Origin of the sequence: Pseudomonas sp. GW456-12-10-14-LB2 (assembly GCF_002884345.1) — a bacterium.
Lineage (GTDB): Bacteria > Pseudomonadota > Gammaproteobacteria > Pseudomonadales > Pseudomonadaceae > Aquipseudomonas > Aquipseudomonas paraglycinae.
The window spans coordinates 21,176-36,246 of sequence record NZ_POHV01000031.1; the positions used below are offsets into that span (position 1 = coordinate 21,176).

16 protein-coding genes are annotated in these 15,071 nt (G+C 61.0%); 8 read left to right on the plus strand and 8 right to left on the minus strand.

Translation table 11 applies throughout. The features are described 5' to 3' along the window. Window positions 1-70: 70 nt before the first annotated feature. The 4 genes from C1X29_RS20505 to hcnC all read left to right on the plus strand — a co-directional run bounded on the left by C1X29_RS20505 (window position 71) and on the right by hcnC (window position 4,387). The gene (locus C1X29_RS20505) at window positions 71-1,009 is read left to right on the plus strand and encodes a hypothetical protein (protein WP_102687794.1); all 939 of its coding nucleotides are present in this window, start codon (window positions 71-73) and stop codon (window positions 1,007-1,009) included. A gap of 405 nt (window positions 1,010-1,414) precedes the next feature. After that, window positions 1,415-1,729 (plus strand): cyanide-forming glycine dehydrogenase subunit HcnA, encoded by a 315-nt coding sequence (hcnA, locus tag C1X29_RS20515; protein ID WP_102718268.1) that lies wholly within the window; start codon window positions 1,415-1,417, stop codon window positions 1,727-1,729. Further along, complete coding sequence (gene hcnB, locus C1X29_RS20520; protein WP_102718239.1) at window positions 1,726-3,135, plus strand: cyanide-forming glycine dehydrogenase subunit HcnB; 1,410 nt, start codon at window positions 1,726-1,728, stop codon at window positions 3,133-3,135. The genes hcnA and hcnB overlap by 4 nt, the downstream gene beginning before the upstream one ends. Further along, window positions 3,128-4,387 carry a cyanide-forming glycine dehydrogenase subunit HcnC gene (hcnC, locus tag C1X29_RS20525; RefSeq protein ID WP_102718240.1) on the plus strand — a complete coding sequence of 420 codons (1,260 nt, stop codon included), beginning with the start codon at window positions 3,128-3,130 and terminating at the stop codon, window positions 4,385-4,387. Before hcnB ends, hcnC begins: the two co-directional genes overlap by 8 nt. Before the next feature lie 153 nt (window positions 4,388-4,540). On the opposite strand, the gene C1X29_RS20530 is transcribed toward hcnC, so the two are convergent. Beyond that, window positions 4,541-6,349: a monovalent cation:proton antiporter-2 (CPA2) family protein gene (locus tag C1X29_RS20530; RefSeq protein WP_102718241.1), complete on the minus strand. Its 1,809-nt coding sequence runs from the start codon at window positions 6,347-6,349 to the stop codon at window positions 4,541-4,543. 163 nt (window positions 6,350-6,512) lie between these two features. Here C1X29_RS20530 and C1X29_RS20535 point away from each other — a divergent pair, with 163 nt between their 5' ends. Then, window positions 6,513-7,427: a LysR family transcriptional regulator gene (locus tag C1X29_RS20535; RefSeq protein WP_007952946.1), complete on the plus strand. Its 915-nt coding sequence runs from the start codon at window positions 6,513-6,515 to the stop codon at window positions 7,425-7,427. On the opposite strand, the gene C1X29_RS20540 is transcribed toward C1X29_RS20535, so the two are convergent. The 6 genes from C1X29_RS20540 to C1X29_RS20560 all read right to left on the minus strand — a co-directional run bounded on the left by C1X29_RS20540 (window position 7,417) and on the right by C1X29_RS20560 (window position 12,387). Continuing rightward, window positions 7,417-8,187 (minus strand): substrate-binding domain-containing protein, encoded by a 771-nt coding sequence (locus tag C1X29_RS20540; RefSeq protein ID WP_074688852.1) that lies wholly within the window; start codon window positions 8,185-8,187, stop codon window positions 7,417-7,419. The two genes, C1X29_RS20535 and C1X29_RS20540, sit on opposite strands and share 11 nt — an antisense overlap. 10 nt (window positions 8,188-8,197) lie before the next feature. Beyond that, on the minus strand, window positions 8,198-9,490 hold the full coding sequence (locus C1X29_RS20545) for an MFS transporter (protein ID WP_102718242.1): 1,293 nt from the start codon (window positions 9,488-9,490) through the stop codon (window positions 8,198-8,200). Between the two features lie 143 nt (window positions 9,491-9,633). Further along, window positions 9,634-10,695, minus strand: coding sequence for a M48 family metallopeptidase (locus tag C1X29_RS20550; protein WP_102718243.1), 1,062 nt, complete (start codon window positions 10,693-10,695; stop codon window positions 9,634-9,636). Between the two features lie 28 nt (window positions 10,696-10,723). Further along, entirely contained in the window at window positions 10,724-11,404 is a 681-nt protein-coding gene (locus C1X29_RS20555) for a M48 family metalloprotease (protein ID WP_256584376.1), read from the minus strand. Next, window positions 11,320-11,766: a hypothetical protein gene (locus C1X29_RS29715; RefSeq protein ID WP_256584377.1), complete on the minus strand. Its 447-nt coding sequence runs from the start codon at window positions 11,764-11,766 to the stop codon at window positions 11,320-11,322. Before C1X29_RS29715 ends, C1X29_RS20555 begins: the two co-directional genes overlap by 85 nt. Before the next feature lie 24 nt (window positions 11,767-11,790). Next, on the minus strand, window positions 11,791-12,387 hold the full coding sequence (locus C1X29_RS20560) for a LemA family protein (RefSeq protein WP_102687787.1): 597 nt from the start codon (window positions 12,385-12,387) through the stop codon (window positions 11,791-11,793). A 204-nt stretch (window positions 12,388-12,591) separates the two neighbouring features. Between C1X29_RS20560 and C1X29_RS20565 the strand changes: the two genes are divergently transcribed. Both C1X29_RS20565 and C1X29_RS20570 read left to right on the plus strand, forming a co-directional pair. Next, complete coding sequence (locus tag C1X29_RS20565; RefSeq protein ID WP_064597595.1) at window positions 12,592-12,900, plus strand: RcnB family protein; 309 nt, start codon at window positions 12,592-12,594, stop codon at window positions 12,898-12,900. A gap of 100 nt (window positions 12,901-13,000) precedes the next feature. Next, the gene (locus C1X29_RS20570) at window positions 13,001-13,465 is read left to right on the plus strand and encodes a hypothetical protein (protein WP_102718244.1); all 465 of its coding nucleotides are present in this window, start codon (window positions 13,001-13,003) and stop codon (window positions 13,463-13,465) included. Between the two features lie 3 nt (window positions 13,466-13,468). On the opposite strand, the gene C1X29_RS20575 is transcribed toward C1X29_RS20570, so the two are convergent. Next, complete coding sequence (locus tag C1X29_RS20575) at window positions 13,469-14,545, minus strand: sensor domain-containing diguanylate cyclase (protein WP_102718245.1); 1,077 nt, start codon at window positions 14,543-14,545, stop codon at window positions 13,469-13,471. Between the two features lie 141 nt (window positions 14,546-14,686). On the opposite strand from C1X29_RS20575, the gene C1X29_RS20580 reads away from it, so the two are divergent. Next, entirely contained in the window at window positions 14,687-15,025 is a 339-nt protein-coding gene (locus tag C1X29_RS20580; RefSeq protein ID WP_102718246.1) for an FKBP-type peptidyl-prolyl cis-trans isomerase, read from the plus strand. Window positions 15,026-15,071: the final 46 nt, after the last annotated feature.

Below are 15,071 nucleotides of genomic sequence, written 5' to 3' on the forward strand. Positions count from 1 at the left end.
TGGCACGGTCACTGCAATTCCTCTGTTGACGAGTTGTAACACCATTTTTCATGCCTGGAGCACTACAACAATGAATAGATCCTCTGATGGGTTTTATCCTGCCTACGAAGGAGAGTCGAGCAACGTCTCGGGGGTGTCCTGGGGCGCGATCTTCGCAGGGGCTGCCGCTGCGGCGGCACTGTCGCTGATTCTCGTGCTGCTGGGCTTCGGTCTGGGCTTCTCCGCCGTTTCACCGTGGGCCGGGGAGGGCGTCAGCGCCAAGGGCCTGGGCATTTCCACCATTATCTGGCTGGCGGCCACGCAAATCATCGCTTCGGGGCTCGGCGGCTACATTGCTGGTCGCTTGCGAGTGAAGTGGGCCAACATGCACGGTGACGAGGTGTATTTCCGCGACACCGCCCATGGCTTCCTTTCCTGGTGTGTCGCGACGCTGGTCACCGCAACGCTGGTGGTCGGCTCGGTCAGCAGCATCGTCAGCGGTGGCGTGCAGGCCGGTGCGAGTGTTGTCGGCGGCGCTGCCGGTGCCATGACGCAAGCGGCCGGCACAGCGGCCGGCAACACCGACAGTGACCAGTACGGCTACTTCGTCGACAGCCTGTTCCGCGACGATCGTCCCGCCGCCGTCAGCGATGACGCCGCCCGTGGCACCGTAACCCGGATCTTCGCCCAAAGCCTGGCCAACGGTCAGCTCAGCGCCGAAGACCGTACCTACCTCGCACAACTGGTCGCTCAGCGTACCAACCTGACCCAGGCCGACGCCGAACGTCGGGTCGATGAAATCTACGCCCGTACCCAGAAAGCCATCGCCGACGCCAAGCTGAAAGCGCAACAAGCCGCCGACACCGCCGCCAAAGTCGCTGCCTGGACCACGCTGTGGATGTTCATCGCACTGTTGGCCGGTGCGTTCTTCGCCAGCCTCTCGGCCACCTTCGGCGGTCGTCGCCGGGATGCGGTCGAGTACGTCGAAGTCGAAACCTACACCACGACCACGCTGCCGCCAGTCCGTTAATCAAGGAGAACCACCATGCGCTCACTACTGCTGTTTTTCCTCGGCGTTCCAATCCCGATCATCATCCTGATCGCCCTGTTCGTGCACTGATTCCTTGAGGCACATGCCTTGGCCGCTTCCACCTTCGGGTTGAAGCGGCTTTTTGCTTTCTGCGCGGGGCCGAAGGCGCAGAACCGACCAGTCATTTCCATGGCCTGGATCAATATTCGTCGGCGCAATATCCCCTACCGTGAAATTTCCAGGCCCTTGCCGCTGGATCGACTACATTGCTTGCGCGCACTTTGCTGCGCGAGCGGAACCAACCTGCCGGCCCGATAGAGAGATAACACCCGACGTGCCGGCGAGGTGTAGTGCAGCAAGGAGCTGTTTCAACCTCACCTGAACCTTTCACGGATGATCATTGCAATGCACTGCCTAGAAAGAACCTTCGATATCCAGCCTTTGGCGCAGGCGGATATGACTGTCCACATCAACGGCCAGCCGGTCATCGCCGCCATCGGCGAAACCGTGCTCAGCGTCATTCAGTCCCTCGGCGTGCGCCAGGTCGCGCGCAACGATCACAACCAGATCAGCGGTGCCTATTGCGGCATGGGCGTGTGCCAGTGCTGCCTGGTGAAAATCAACGGCCGGCACAAGCGCCGCGCCTGCCAGACCGTGGTACGCGACGGCATGCTGATCGAGACCCAGGTCAACCGCATTCACGGGCAGGAGGTGGTATGAGCCTGCATCCGGTGATCGTCGGCGGTGGTCCGGCGGGAATGGCCGCGGCCATCGAACTGGCCCTGCACGGGGTGCGCTGCACCTTGCTGGAAGAGGCTTCGCGCCTGGGTGGCGTGGTCTATCGCGGGCCGCTGCGTGACGGCGTGCAGCTGGATTACCTGGGGCCGCGCTATGCCGAGGCGCTGGGCAAACTACACGGTGATTTTCAGGAGCAGTCCGGGCTGATCGACGTGCGCCTCAACCACCGCGTGGTCGGCGCCGAAGGCACGCGCTCGCTGGTGGTGCTGGACGGCGACGAGCGTCTGCACGAAATCGAATACCCGCAGTTGCTGCTGGCCGCCGGTTGCCATGAACGCAGCGTGCCGTTTCCAGGCTGGACGCTGCCCGGCGTGATCATGCTCGGCGGCCTGCAATTGCAGATCAAAAGTGGCGTGGTCAAACCGCAGGGGCCGGTGGTGATTGCCGGTACCGGGCCGCTGTTGCCGCTGGTGGCGACCCAGTTGCATGCGTCGGGTGTGAGCGTGGCCGGGGTCTACGAGGCCTGCGCATTCGGCAAGATCGCCAAGGAAAGTCTGGCACTGCTGAACAAGCCGCAACTGTTCCTCGATGGCTTGAGCATGCTCGCTTATCTGAAACTGCATGGCATCCCGATGAACTGCGGCTGGGGCGTGGTCGAAGCGCACGGCGAAGGCGAACTGAAAAGCGTCAGCGTGGCGCCGTACTCGGCAACGTGGGAGCCGGACATGAGTCGCGTCGAACGCTTCGAGGCGAAGACACTCGCGGTCGGCTACGGCTTCATTCCGCGCACGCAACTGAGTCAGCAAATGGGCCTGGATCACGGCTTCAGCGACGACGGTTACCTGCGCGCCAACGCCAACATCTGGCAGCAAAGCAGCGAGCCCCACGTGCATCTGGCCGGTGACATGGGCGGGATTCGCGGCGGTGAAGCGGCGATGCTGGCCGGCAAGATCGCGGCGACCTCGATCCTGCTGCAACGCGGTGTGCTCGAAGAGGAACTGGCGCGCGTCCGTCGCGACCGTTATCTGGGCAAACTCAAAGCCATCGTGCGCTTCCGCGCGGCGGTGGATCGCTACACCGAACGCGGCGTCGGGCAGACCGCATTGCCGGCTGCCGACACGGTGATCTGCCGCTGCGAACACGCGACCCGCGCCGACATCGACCGCGCGCTGGAGCAGGGCGTGCAAGACATCGCCAGCCTGAAAATGCGCACCCGCGTAAGCATGGGCGACTGTCAGGGGCGGATGTGCGTCGGCTATTGCAGCGACCGCTTGCGTCAGTCCACCGGGCGCAAGGATGTCGGCTGGCTGCGGCCGCGCTTCCCCATCGATCCGATTCCTTTTTCCGCGTTCCAGTCCCTCGGCACGGAGGCCGTTTCCCATGAGTAAGTTCTATGACGTGGTCATCGCCGGCGGCGGTGTGATCGGCGCGTCCATCGCCTACCAATTGTCCAAGCGCAAAGGCCTCAAGGTTGCGCTGATCGACGCCAAGCGCCCGGGCAACGCGACCCGCGCTTCGGCCGGTGGTTTGTGGGCGATTGGCGAGTCGGTGGGATTGGGTTGCGGGGTGATTTTCTTCCGCATGATGTCGGCCAACCGCAAGCGCGAAACCCAGGGCGCGGCGGTGGCGGTTGACTCCAGCACACCGCACATCCTGCCGCCGTCGTTTTTCGATTTCGCCTTGCAGTCCAACGCGCTGTACCCGGCGCTGCACCGCGAGCTGCGTGACAATCACGGGATGGATTTCAAGTTCGAAAAGACCGGGCTCAAATTCGTGATCTATGACGATGAAGACCGGTTGTACGCCGAGCACATCGTCGGCTGCATTCCGCACCTGGCCGATCAGGTGCGCTGGCTGGATCAGGCGGCATTGCGCGAGTCAGAGCCGAGCGTCAGCCATGAAGCGCGCGGCGCGCTGGAGTTTCTCTGCGACCACCAGGTCAGCCCGTTCCGCCTGGCCGACGCCTACACCGAAGGTGCCCGGCAGAATGGCGTGGACATGTACGTCAACACCAACATCACCGGCGTGCTGCATCACGGCTCGCGGGTGACTGGCGTACAGACGGCCGAAGCCGGGGTGTTTCACTGCAAGACCCTGATCAACGCCGCTGGCGCTTGGGCGGCGGATTTGAGCGAGTGGGCCACGGGCATTCGCATTCCGGTGAAACCGGTGAAAGGCCAGATCCTGCTGACCGAGCGCCTGCCGAAAATCCTCAACGGTTGCCTGACCACCAGCGATTGCTACATGGCGCAGAAGGACAACGGCGAAATCCTGATCGGCAGCACCACCGAGGACAAGGGCTTCGACGTCACCACCACCTGGCCGGAAATCGCCGGGCTGGTGCAAGGCGCGGTGCGTTGCCTGCCGGAACTGGCGGACATCAACCTCAAGCGCACCTGGGCCGGGCTGCGGCCGGGCTCGCCGGATGAGCTGCCGATTCTCGGGCCGATGGCCGGGGTGGAGGGGTATCTCAACGCCTGCGGGCATTTCCGCACCGGCGTGCTGACGTCGGCGATTACCGGGGTGTTGCTGGACAAACTGGTCAACGATGAACCGCTGCCGCTGGACATCACGCCGTTTCTGGCGGACCGGTTTGAAGTAGCGCCCGTGCAGGAAGAGCGTGCGCTGGAGATGGCCTGACTTGTGATCGTTCCCACGCTCTGCGTGGGAATGCAGCCCGGGGCGCTCCGCGTCCCTTCCAGAGCTGGAACGCGGAGCGTCCCTTGAGGCATTCCCACGCGGAGCGTGGGAACGATCAGGGTCAGGCGGTCGGCGCGCGCAGTGTGCGGGGGCTCAGGACTTGCCCGATTGCTCTTCCAGTTGATCCGACTCGAACAACCGGGCCAGTTCCGCCCGCGCTTCCTGCGCGGTCTGCAGCACTTTGGCCGCGTCGTCGTACACCGCGTGTTGAGCCTCGAGCACCTGTTCGTCATGGTGCTTGAAGCGTTTGATCCGCGCATCGGCCTGGGCCTGGGTCAAACCGAGGCCGACCAAGGTACGGCGGCTCATTTCCAGACTTGAGTAATAGGTCTCCCGGATCGGATCGGCCCCGACATCCACCAACCGATGAACGTGCTGCCGGTTACGCGCCCGGGCGATGATTTTCATGTCTGGGTAGAGCTTGCGCACGATCTCGGCGGTCTTGATGTTGGTCTCCGGATCGTCCGTGGCAATCACGAAATACTCCGCTTCACCGACCTTGGCCGCGCTGAGGATTTCCGGCCGCATCGGGTCACCGTAGAACACCGGCACACCACCAAAACTGCGCGACAGTTCGATGGTTTCCACCGAGGTGTCCAGCGCCACGAACTTGATGTTCTGCGCCCGCAGGATCCGCGCCACGATCTGACCCATCCGGCCCATGCCGGCAATCACCACCCGTGGGGTTTCGGTTTCGATCTGGCGGAATTTCTCGGGGACTTCCACCGGTTGCACTTTCGGGCTGACCAGCCGTGCGCAAATCAACAGCAACAGCGGCGTCACCGCCATCGACAGGGTGATGGTCAGCACCAGCAGGTCATACAGGCGCGGTTCGAACAGGCCCTGATCGCGACCGATCTTGAACACCACAAACGCAAATTCACCGCCCGCCGCCAGCACGATGCCGAGGCGAATCGCGCTGACCTTGTTCAATCCACCCGCCAGACGCCCGACCACAAACAGCAGCGGCAACTTCAGGGCGATCAGCAACAGCGTCAGCCCCAGCACCGTGATCGGCGCGCTGAGCAGCAGACTGAGGTTGGCGCCCATGCCGACGCTGATGAAAAACAGCCCCAGCAGCAGGCCCTTGAATGGCTCGATCTGCGCTTCCAGCTCATGGCGATACTCCGAATCCGCCAGCAGTAACCCGGCGAGAAACGCGCCCAACGCCATCGACACACCGACCATGTCCATCAGCCACGCGGTGCCGATCACCACCAGCAACGCAGTGGCGGTGGAGACTTCCGGCAGACCGGTTTTCGCCACCACGCGGAACACCGGACGCAACAGATATCGCCCGCCGATCACCACCACGGCGATACTGCCGAGCACCTGTAAACTGTGGCGCACGTCGTCGGCGGTGCTGGTGTGGTGATCGACGCCCGCGAGCATCGGCACCAGCGCGATCAACGGGATCGCCGCGATGTCCTGGAACAGCAGAATCGCAAACGCCAGCCGACCGTGGGGGCTGGTCAGTTCCTTTCGCTCGGCGAGGCTTTGCAACCCGAACGCGGTGGACGACAGCGCCAGACCCAGGCCCAAGACAATCGCGCTGTTCAACGGCTGGCCGAACACCGACAGCGCCAGCACACCAATCACCGAACCGGTCAGCAGCACCTGCGCCAGGCCCACGCCAAACACCGATTTGCGCATCACCCACAAGCGTCGCGGCGACAACTCAAGACCGATGATGAACAACAGCAGCACCACGCCCAGTTCCGATATATGGCTGACGCTTTGCGGATTGCCGATCAGGCCCAGCACCGATGGGCCGATGATCACCCCGGCAAACAGATAACCGAGCACCGCGCCCAGTTGCAGGCGCTTGGCCAGGGGAACGGTGAGCACGGCGGCCAGGAGAAAGACGACGGCGGCTTGCAACAGATTGCCTTCATGGGGCATGAGCGGAACTCCAGTAACGCGGTACGGCGGGGGGCGACAAGGATAAAGGCTGAAATGATTGCAGATCCAGCGCAGAGCCTGATTGAGCAGATGTGCTTCTGTAATAATTTGCATCAATTGGTTACATTTATAGCCTCAGCGAATCAATTCCTTCGAGTCTTTCATGGCCATCAACTTCGACCTCAACGACCTGCAAGCCTTTCGTGCCGTGGTCGAGCAGGGCAGTTTCCGCAAGGCCGCCGACACCGTGCGCCTGTCGCAACCGGCCCTGAGCCGGCGCATCGAAAAGCTCGAAGACGCCCTCGGCGTGAAGCTGTTCGAACGCACCACGCGCAAGGTCAGCCTGACCCAGGCCGGACGCGGTTTCATGCCCAGCGTCGAACGTTTGCTCGACGATCTGGACGTCGCGTTGCTGGGCATCAGCGAAGTCGCCTCGAATCGGCAGGGCCACGTAACCGTCGCCTGCGTACCGTCGGCGGCGTATTACTTCATGCCGAGCGTGGTCGCGCGCTATCACCAGCAGTTCCCGCGAATCAAAGTCAAAGTCCTCGATTCCAGCGCCCACGACGTGCTGAGCGCGGTGGTCAATGGCGAGGCGGATTTCGGTCTGAGCTTCATGGGCACCCAGGAGGCGGGCGTGGATTTCGAACCGCTGGTGCAGGAGAGCTACGTCGTTGCCTGTCGCCGCGATCATCCGCTGGCCGGGCGTAGCAGCGTGACCTGGGACGAGTTCTACCGGCAGGATTACATCTCGCTGGACAAGACTTCGGGCAACCGTTTTCTGCTGGATCAGGCCCTGGCCAAAGTGGTGCCGCAGCGCCCGAGCATCTGCGAGACGCGGCATGTGACGACCATGATCGGTCTGGTGGAAGCGGGGTTGGGGGTGGCAGCGGTGCCGCTGATGGCGATGCCGGCGGCGGATCATCCGATCCTGACGCGGGTGCCGCTGACCGATCCGCAAGTGATGCGCAGTGTCGGCATCATCAAACGCCGGGGTCGAACGCTGACCCCGGCGGCACTGGAACTGGAGCGGCTGGTGGTGGAAATGAAAGTCCAGCCGCCGACGGTCAGCGCTTGACCGAATCCAGACCGGTGGCCTGCACGTCAGCCTGGGCGGCAGGTGCGGCGAGATAAGCGAGCAACGCCTTGGCTTCCTGCGGATGCTGCGCACCTACCGGAATCCCTGCTGCAAATCGGGTCACCGACTGCACCGATTCAGGAATCTTCGCCACAAAACTCACCCCCGGCACCGGCAGCAATTCGCTGACCTGCTGGAAGCCCAGTTGATAGTCGCCAGTGGCGACCACCGAGCCGACCGGGATTTTCGGGATCATCTTCGCCTTCGGTTTCAGCTGATCTTCGATACCCAGTTTCTTGAACAATTGCTGCTCGATGTACACGCCGCTGGCGCTGTCGGAGTAAGCCACCGATTTTGCATCCAGCAGGGTTTTCTTCAGAGCGTCGACGTTGCTGATGTCCGGTTTTGGCGCGCCCTCGCGCACCACCAGGCCGATCCGCGAATCCGCCAGTTCCACTCGCGAAGCCGGGTCGACCTTGCCTTGTTTGATCAAGTCGTCGAGGGCGTAGCCGACCATGATCACCACGTCGGCCTTTTCACCACGGGCGAGGCGATTGGGGATTGCCTCCGGCGCCTTGCCCATCGACGGGCCGAGCTGGGTGTCCAGCGTGTTGCCGGTGGCGGCGGCGAATTTTGGTCCGAGGATCTTGTAGGCGGCGGTGAAACCGCCGGAAGTCATGACCCGCAGTTCTTCGGCCTGGGCCGCAACGTTGAACGCAAGACCGGCGAGCAGGGCGGTAACGGTAAACAGTTTTTTCATGGTGATGTTCTCAGGCAGTAACAGGTTGCAGACGACCGCCGGCCCGGCGATACAGATAAAGCGTCGCGCCCAATGCGCAGAGCGCGCCGATGCTCATCCAGTAACCCGGTGCGGCTTTGTCGCCGGTGTACTGGATCAGGAAGGTCGACATCGCTGGAGTGAATCCGCCGAACACGGCAGTGGCGAGGCTATAGGCCAGGGAGAAACCGGCCACCCGCACTTCCACCGGCATGATCTCGGTCAGCGCGGGAATCATCGCGCCGTTGTACAGGCCGTAGATAAACGACAGCCACAACAGCGACAGCAGCATGTGATTGAAGCTAGGCGCCTGCACCAGATACGACAGCGCCGGATAAGTGGTGGCCAGCGCCAGCAGCGCCATGGCGATCAGCACCGGACGGCGGCCGACGCGATCGGACAATGCGCCGCCAATCGGCAGCCAGAAGAAGTTGGAAACGCCCACCAGCAGCGTCACCAGCAACGCATCCGATGTGCTCAGGTGCAGCACGGTTTTACCGAAGGTCGGTGCGTACACGGTGATCAAGTAGAACGCGGTGGTGGTCAAGGCAACCATCAGCATCCCGCCCAGTACCACGCCCCAGTTCTGGCCAAGGGTGCGGAACACTTCCTTCATGCTCGGACGATGTTTACGGGCGGCAAACTCTTCGGTTTCCGCCAGATTGCGCCGCAGAAAGAAGATGAACGGAACGATCATGCAGCCGACGAAAAACGGAATCCGCCAGCCCCAATCGGCAACGGCTTGCGGCGCCATCCACTGGTTCAAGCCATAACCCAGTGCAGCGGCGACGACGATGGCCACCTGCTGACTGGCCGACTGCCAGGCGGTGAAAAAGCCTTTGCGACCGGGCGTGGCGATTTCGGAGAGATACACCGAAACTCCGCCCAGTTCCGCACCGGCGGAGAAACCTTGCAACAGCCTTCCGATCAACACCAGCGCCGGGGCAAACAGGCCGATGGTTTCGTATCCGGGCACCAGCACAATCAATATCGTGCCGCTGGCCATGATCGACAGGGTGACGATCAACCCTTTGCGCCGACCGACGTCATCAATGTACGCGCCGAGCACGATAGCCCCCAGCGGACGCATCAAAAAGCCTGCGCCGAACACTGCGAAAGTCATCATCAAGGACGCGAACTCACTGCTCGTCGGAAAGAACACCGCCGCAATCTGCGTGGCGTAGAAGCCGAACAGAAAGAAGTCGAACTGTTCGAGGAAGTTACCCGAGGTCACCCGGAAAATGGCGCCGGCCCGCGAGCCGCCGTGTGGGATTGAGGCTGTCATAGAAAAGTACTCCACCGCTTTTATGACGTGCGCGACGGGGAGGCGGCGCACGGTTCTTATTGGGGCGGATAGTGGCGCGCAGGGATCGATTTGTTAATTGCATTGTTGGCATGGATTGATGCGCTATGCAGATCAATGGCGTGCTATGGCAGCTGTTTTGGCGTCGCTGCCTGTACGGTTCTGGCTACCATCGAGTCTTGCGCTGGTGCGGCGATGTTCACAAAAGTCCCGTCCCAGTCAGGGTCTATCCTGCGAATGCGTTCACGCAGATCCGGATGGCCCGAGAGCAGAAGAGAGCTGGAAGTGCCAGGGCCGAAAAACAGGTGGCTGAACTCGGCGGCACGGGCGGCCTTGAGGGTCGAGCCCATTTTGTATCCGCCGATTTTCTTCAGTGCCCCGGCAATACTGTCGGGGTTGCGGGTGTATTGCACGGCGGTCGCATCGGCCAGGAATTCGCGTTGCCGGCTGACTGCAGCCTTGATCAGGTTGCCGAAGAACGTCCCGGAGAATCCGACAATGCACAGCGCAGTGCCAAACATGCTGACCAGAATGGTCGGCTGCTTACGATTGGCAGATGAGTGTGGTGTGTCCTCAAGACCGCGCAAGAGATGGTTTCCCGCCAACCCGATCACCATGATCCCATGGACGATCGCTACCAGTTGAGTGTTCAGGCGCATGTCGCCGTTATAGATATGGCTGAATTCGTGGGCGATAACGCCTTGCAGTTCATCGCGTGACAACAGGCTTATCGCACCTTGAGTGACGCCAATCACTGCATCCTGAGGAGCGAGGCCGGCAGCAAATGCATTGATGCCCAGATCTGGCAGCAGATACACGTGAGGGACTGCGGTGCCGGACGCCAAGGCCATTTCCTCCACTACGTTGACCAGGCGGCGCTCTTCCAGAGTCCGCGCGTCATGGTTGATCAGACGACCACCCAAACGGCGCGCGACCACTTTGCCGCCCCCTTTCAGTTCGATGTATTTGACCAGCCCGCCGAGCAACACAACACCCGTTACCAGCGCTGCAATGATCGCGAAAAACTGCCAGTTTTCCGCAAGAACCTCGAGCGTTTTGCCGTACGAGATCGGCAGAATCAGTAGCATGAAGGACACAAGAATCAAGCCGAGTACGGCGAGAAACATCAGGATCACGAGCTGCACCGAGCGACGTTTGGCCCGGCACTGTTGTTCAAAGAAATTCATCTAGCCATCCGTGGACGTGGAGTCTGAATCAATCCGCCGTTGCCGCCATCTGATCAGGCACCGGTTTGCCCGCTGCGGCAGCCGTCGTAAAACTCCCGTCCCACTGCGGATCGATCCGACGAATCCGCACGCTCAGATCAGGGTGGGTCGCAAACATCCGGCTCAGCCAACCTGATCCGCCTGTGCTGAAGAACAAATGACTGAATTCGGCGGCACGGGGGGAGCTGATGACGGAGCCTTGTTTATGGGCGCCGATTTTTTTCAGGGCGCCGACAATGCTTTGCGGATTGCGCGTGTATTGCACCGCGCTGGCATCGGCGAGGAATTCACGCTGGCGACTGACAGCCGCCTTGATCAAATTGCCATAGAGATTTCCGATAAATCCGGCCACGCACAGTGCGAAACCGAGCGCAAAAACCACCAGCATCAACCGCACGTCGCGTTTGTCGCGCTTGAGCAGGCTGGCCATTATGTAAGTGCCAGCCAGCCCCAACACCAACAGGCCGTGCACCACTGCCACCAGTTGCGTGTTGAGGCGCATGTCACCGTTGAAAATGTGGCTGAATTCGTGGGCGATCACCCCTTGCAGTTCTTCCCGGGTCAGCAGCGCCACCGCGCCACGGGTCACACCAATGGCCGCGTCCTCCGGTGTAAATCCGGCCGCGAAGGCGTTGATGCTTTCGTCCGGTAACAGATACACCGCCGGCATGCAGGTGCCGGAGGCAATCGCCCTTCGACGACGTTCATCAACCGCTGCTCGTCCAGGGTACGCACATTGCCATTGAGCAGGCGGCCACCCAGTTTCTCCGCGACGACCTTGCCGCCCGCCCGCAGTTGCCGATATTTCAGCAGACCGCCAATCACCACGATGCTGCTGATGAACGATGCGATAACGGCCATTGCCAGAAACGCGTCCGCCAGCGTGCCAGTCCCGCTCAGGTAATCCTCAAAACCATTGAAGACGAAGGGCAGGCTGGTCATCCCGATCAGCATGACAATCGCCAGAATCATCATGCACACCAGCCGTTGCGTCTGGTTTCGGGCCTGGGTTTGTCGTTCGAAAAAGTTCATCGAGCCATCCATGGAGAGAAGAAGTCAGAAAGAAACGTTGGGCGCGGTCTTGATGGCCAGCGTATCGGCAAACTTCAACGGAACCGCATCCTCGCGATGGCCAAAACTGGCCGCCAGCAGCACCGCCGGAAAGCTCTGCTTGAGCGTGTTGTAGGCCATCACCGCATCGTTGAACGCCTGCCGCGCGAAACTCACCTTGTTTTCGGTGCTGCTCAGCTCTTCGCTCAGTTGTTGCATGTTCTGCGAGGCCTTGAGTTCCGGATAAGCCTCCAGCGTCAGGTTCAAGCGACCCACCGCGCTGCTGAGTGCGCTGTCCGCCCGCCCCAATTGCGCGATGTTCTGGGCGCTGCCCGGTTTCGCCTGTGCAGCCTCAAGTCCGGCCACGGCGGCATTGCGTGCGGCGATCACCGCTTCAAGGGTTTCGCGCTCATGGGCCAGATAACCCTTGGCAATGCTGACCAGATTGGGGATCAGGTCATAGCGGCGTTTGAGCTGCACTTCGACCTGGGCAAATGCGTTCTTGATCTCGTTGCGCCGGGCAACAAGCTTGTTGAAAAGATTGACAGCGTAGAGCCCCAGCAGCGCAAGCAATACCAGATTGACGATGAGGTAGATCTTCACGGTGATGTCCTTATTCACTCGGCAGGGGCGCGCGATCTTATCGCAAATGGATGCCGTTGACTGTATTGGCCCGGTGGCGGGTTAGCCCGGATCGCGTTCCGGGGCGCGACTACAATCTCCGGTTCAGCATCATCAAAAAACAAGGAATGATTCCAGAACCCCGCAGTCGGAGTTCAGGTATCACACATTTCATGAGGTTCACCGATGAACAACAAGACCCTAATCGCCAGCCTGGCCCTCGTCGCCGGCATCGCCGGGATCAGCCCACTCGTTCAAGCGGCGCAAACCTCGAACGACACTGTCGAACAATCACCGACCGGCAACCGCGAACTGAACGTCAACGACCGCGCCCCGGACATTTACCAGCGCAGCGAAAAAGCCATCAAAAACTGGAAACAGAAAGGCCTCAAACAGCCTGAGCCACAGGCGCAGTGGGTGCAGATCAACGATAAATACGTGATGGTGATGATCACCAACGGGACGATTGTGGCGATTCAGCCGGTGGAGCGCTGACCTCAAGCAACAATTGGCCATGGACGGTTGATTGCATTCGAGCGCCGTTCCGGTAAAACGCGAGGGGCGTTTCGAGTGACTGGATGTCAGGAGCAATAGGTTGGATAAGAAACCCCTTTACCGCAAAGAAAATACGACCACCCATAACGTCCGTCGCAACAATCCCGGCGGACATTACCGGCATCAGCGAAACACCAAGGCTGAAATCAACAGCGAGGCTACTCGCGGCTCGATGCATGGGATCCAGCACCGTGGCTTCGATTACACGCCCTTGTTTCGCTTTTTGCTGTCGCGTGTTGGCGGTGATTGGGACGAGATTTTCAGTGAAGCCGTGTCGCGGCTGGATCGGCAGGAACCCGTGTTCTGGATGGTCGCTCTGCATGAACATGAGCGAAGGGATGTGGTGGGGGTGGGTGAGTCCAGCATCTACAGCGGGTTATACGTCGATGAGAACAAGCGCCTGCAAATCGTCAATCCCGCCCTGAAAGCCGAAGACATGACGCCCAGTTGCCAGTGCTGCACGCATACCTTCAATGGCGTTGTGTTCGGTACGCCCGAGCGCTGAAATTCAATCAGCCCGGCCATGACTCAGCGTCTGCCCGCCACCCAACCGATACTGATTGTTCCCGCTGCGTTTGGCCTCGTACATCGCCAGATCCGCAATGTGCAGCAGCCGGTCCATGGTCGGTGCGTGGTCGGGGAAGACGGCGACGCCGAGGCTGGTGCCGATGTGGCGTTGGTCGTTGCCGATGGGAATGGGCGGGGACAGTTCGATGAAGATCTTCTGGCAGATACTGCGCGCTTCGTCCTGCAGGTTCAGGCCGGGGGCGAGGCCTTGCAGAATGACCACGAACTCGTCGCCGCCGATACGCGCAACGGTGTCACTGACTCGCAGGATGCGTTTCAGGCGGGTGGCGGTGGTGATCAGAACGCGGTCGCCGGCGGCGTGACCGTAGCGGTCGTTGATCGCTTTGAAGCCGTTGAGATCGATAAATACCAACGCTACCCGCGTCTCGGTCATGCGCGCATGTTCCAGTGCTTCCGATAGCCGTTCTTCCAGCACCAGGCGGTTGGGCAGGCCGGTCAACGGGTCGAAATGAGCGAGGTGCTGGAGGTAGCTGGCCGAGGCCTTTTCTTCGGTGATGTCGCGCACCACGCCCATCATCTTGATCACCGCGTCGTGATCGTTGCGCACCACATTGCCGGTTTCCCGCAGCCAGCGGATTGTGCCGTCGGGCCAGACCACGCGGTACTCCTCGTCGTGGTTTTCGCCGGTCTCAAGACAGCGCAATTCCCCGGTGCGCACTCTGGCGCGGTCATCGGGGTGTACGCAGGAACAGAACAGCGCGTAGGAGGGCGTCACTTCGCCGATCTTGAAGCCGAACATGCCGAATATTGCGTCGGACCAATAGAGTCGGTCGGTGTCGACTTCCCAGTCCCAGGTGCCGATCCGGGCGAAATACTGGCTGCGCTTGAAGCGGTCGGCGTCACCATCCTGACGGATATTCTGGCCCTCGGCGGCGCGGGTGAGCAGTTCGCGATACTCGGCAAGTTGTTGACGAAGCTCGCGCACTCGGCGGATCAGAACGGCGATCACGACCAACAACACAACGACAATGGCGAAGCTGATCCAGAGTTGAGTCATTCAAGCGTCGCTGTCATGGCGTATCGATCAGGATTGGTAGCGGGTGGCCATCATCCATCACGGCCGACGTAGGGTCAAACGGTTGCCAATGGCCGGCATTTCTGGGAAAACGGCGGCCAGCGGAACAATAGAGCGAATGTTATGAATGATGAACTGCAGATAATCGATCTTCAGCCCGGTGACGGAAAAGCCGCCGTCAAAGGCGCGTTGATCACCACCCAATACACGGGTTGGCTGGAAGACGGCACCGAATTCGATTCGTCCTGGAGCCGGGGCAAGCCGTTTCAGTGCGTGATCGGCACGGGCCGGGTCATCAAGGGTTGGGATCAAGGGATCATGGGCATGCAGGTTGGCGGCAAGCGCAAGCTGGTGGTGCCGGCGCATCTGGGTTACGGCGAGCGGACGATGGGCAAGATTCCGCCGAATTCGAATCTGGTGTTTGAGATTGAGTTGCTTGAGGTTTTGACGCGGGAGGATTAAAGCTCGTGGGTGAGTACGTTGTGATGAGGGGCGTTCCTGATCACAA

Coding starts and splice junctions, on each gene's coding strand:
- C1X29_RS20565 (WP_064597595.1), top strand. CDS start 12,592: ATGAACAACAAGACCCTAATCGCCAGCCTGGCCCTCGTCGCCGGCATC.
- C1X29_RS20555 (WP_256584376.1), bottom strand. CDS start 11,404: ATGCCGGCGGTGTATCTGTTACCGGACGAAAGCATCAACGCCTTCGCG.
- hcnA (WP_102718268.1), top strand. CDS start 1,415: ATGCACTGCCTAGAAAGAACCTTCGATATCCAGCCTTTGGCGCAGGCG.
- C1X29_RS29715 (WP_256584377.1), bottom strand. CDS start 11,766: ATGAACTTTTTCGAACGACAAACCCAGGCCCGAAACCAGACGCAACGG.
- C1X29_RS20540 (WP_074688852.1), bottom strand. CDS start 8,187: ATGAAAAAACTGTTTACCGTTACCGCCCTGCTCGCCGGTCTTGCGTTC.
- C1X29_RS20545 (WP_102718242.1), bottom strand. CDS start 9,490: ATGACAGCCTCAATCCCACACGGCGGCTCGCGGGCCGGCGCCATTTTC.
- hcnB (WP_102718239.1), top strand. CDS start 1,726: ATGAGCCTGCATCCGGTGATCGTCGGCGGTGGTCCGGCGGGAATGGCC.
- C1X29_RS20550 (WP_102718243.1), bottom strand. CDS start 10,695: ATGAATTTCTTTGAACAACAGTGCCGGGCCAAACGTCGCTCGGTGCAG.
- C1X29_RS20535 (WP_007952946.1), top strand. CDS start 6,513: ATGGCCATCAACTTCGACCTCAACGACCTGCAAGCCTTTCGTGCCGTG.
- C1X29_RS20505 (WP_102687794.1), top strand. CDS start 71: ATGAATAGATCCTCTGATGGGTTTTATCCTGCCTACGAAGGAGAGTCG.
- hcnC (WP_102718240.1), top strand. CDS start 3,128: ATGAGTAAGTTCTATGACGTGGTCATCGCCGGCGGCGGTGTGATCGGC.
- C1X29_RS20575 (WP_102718245.1), bottom strand. CDS start 14,545: ATGACTCAACTCTGGATCAGCTTCGCCATTGTCGTTGTGTTGTTGGTC.
- C1X29_RS20530 (WP_102718241.1), bottom strand. CDS start 6,349: ATGCCCCATGAAGGCAATCTGTTGCAAGCCGCCGTCGTCTTTCTCCTG.
- C1X29_RS20580 (WP_102718246.1), top strand. CDS start 14,687: ATGAATGATGAACTGCAGATAATCGATCTTCAGCCCGGTGACGGAAAA.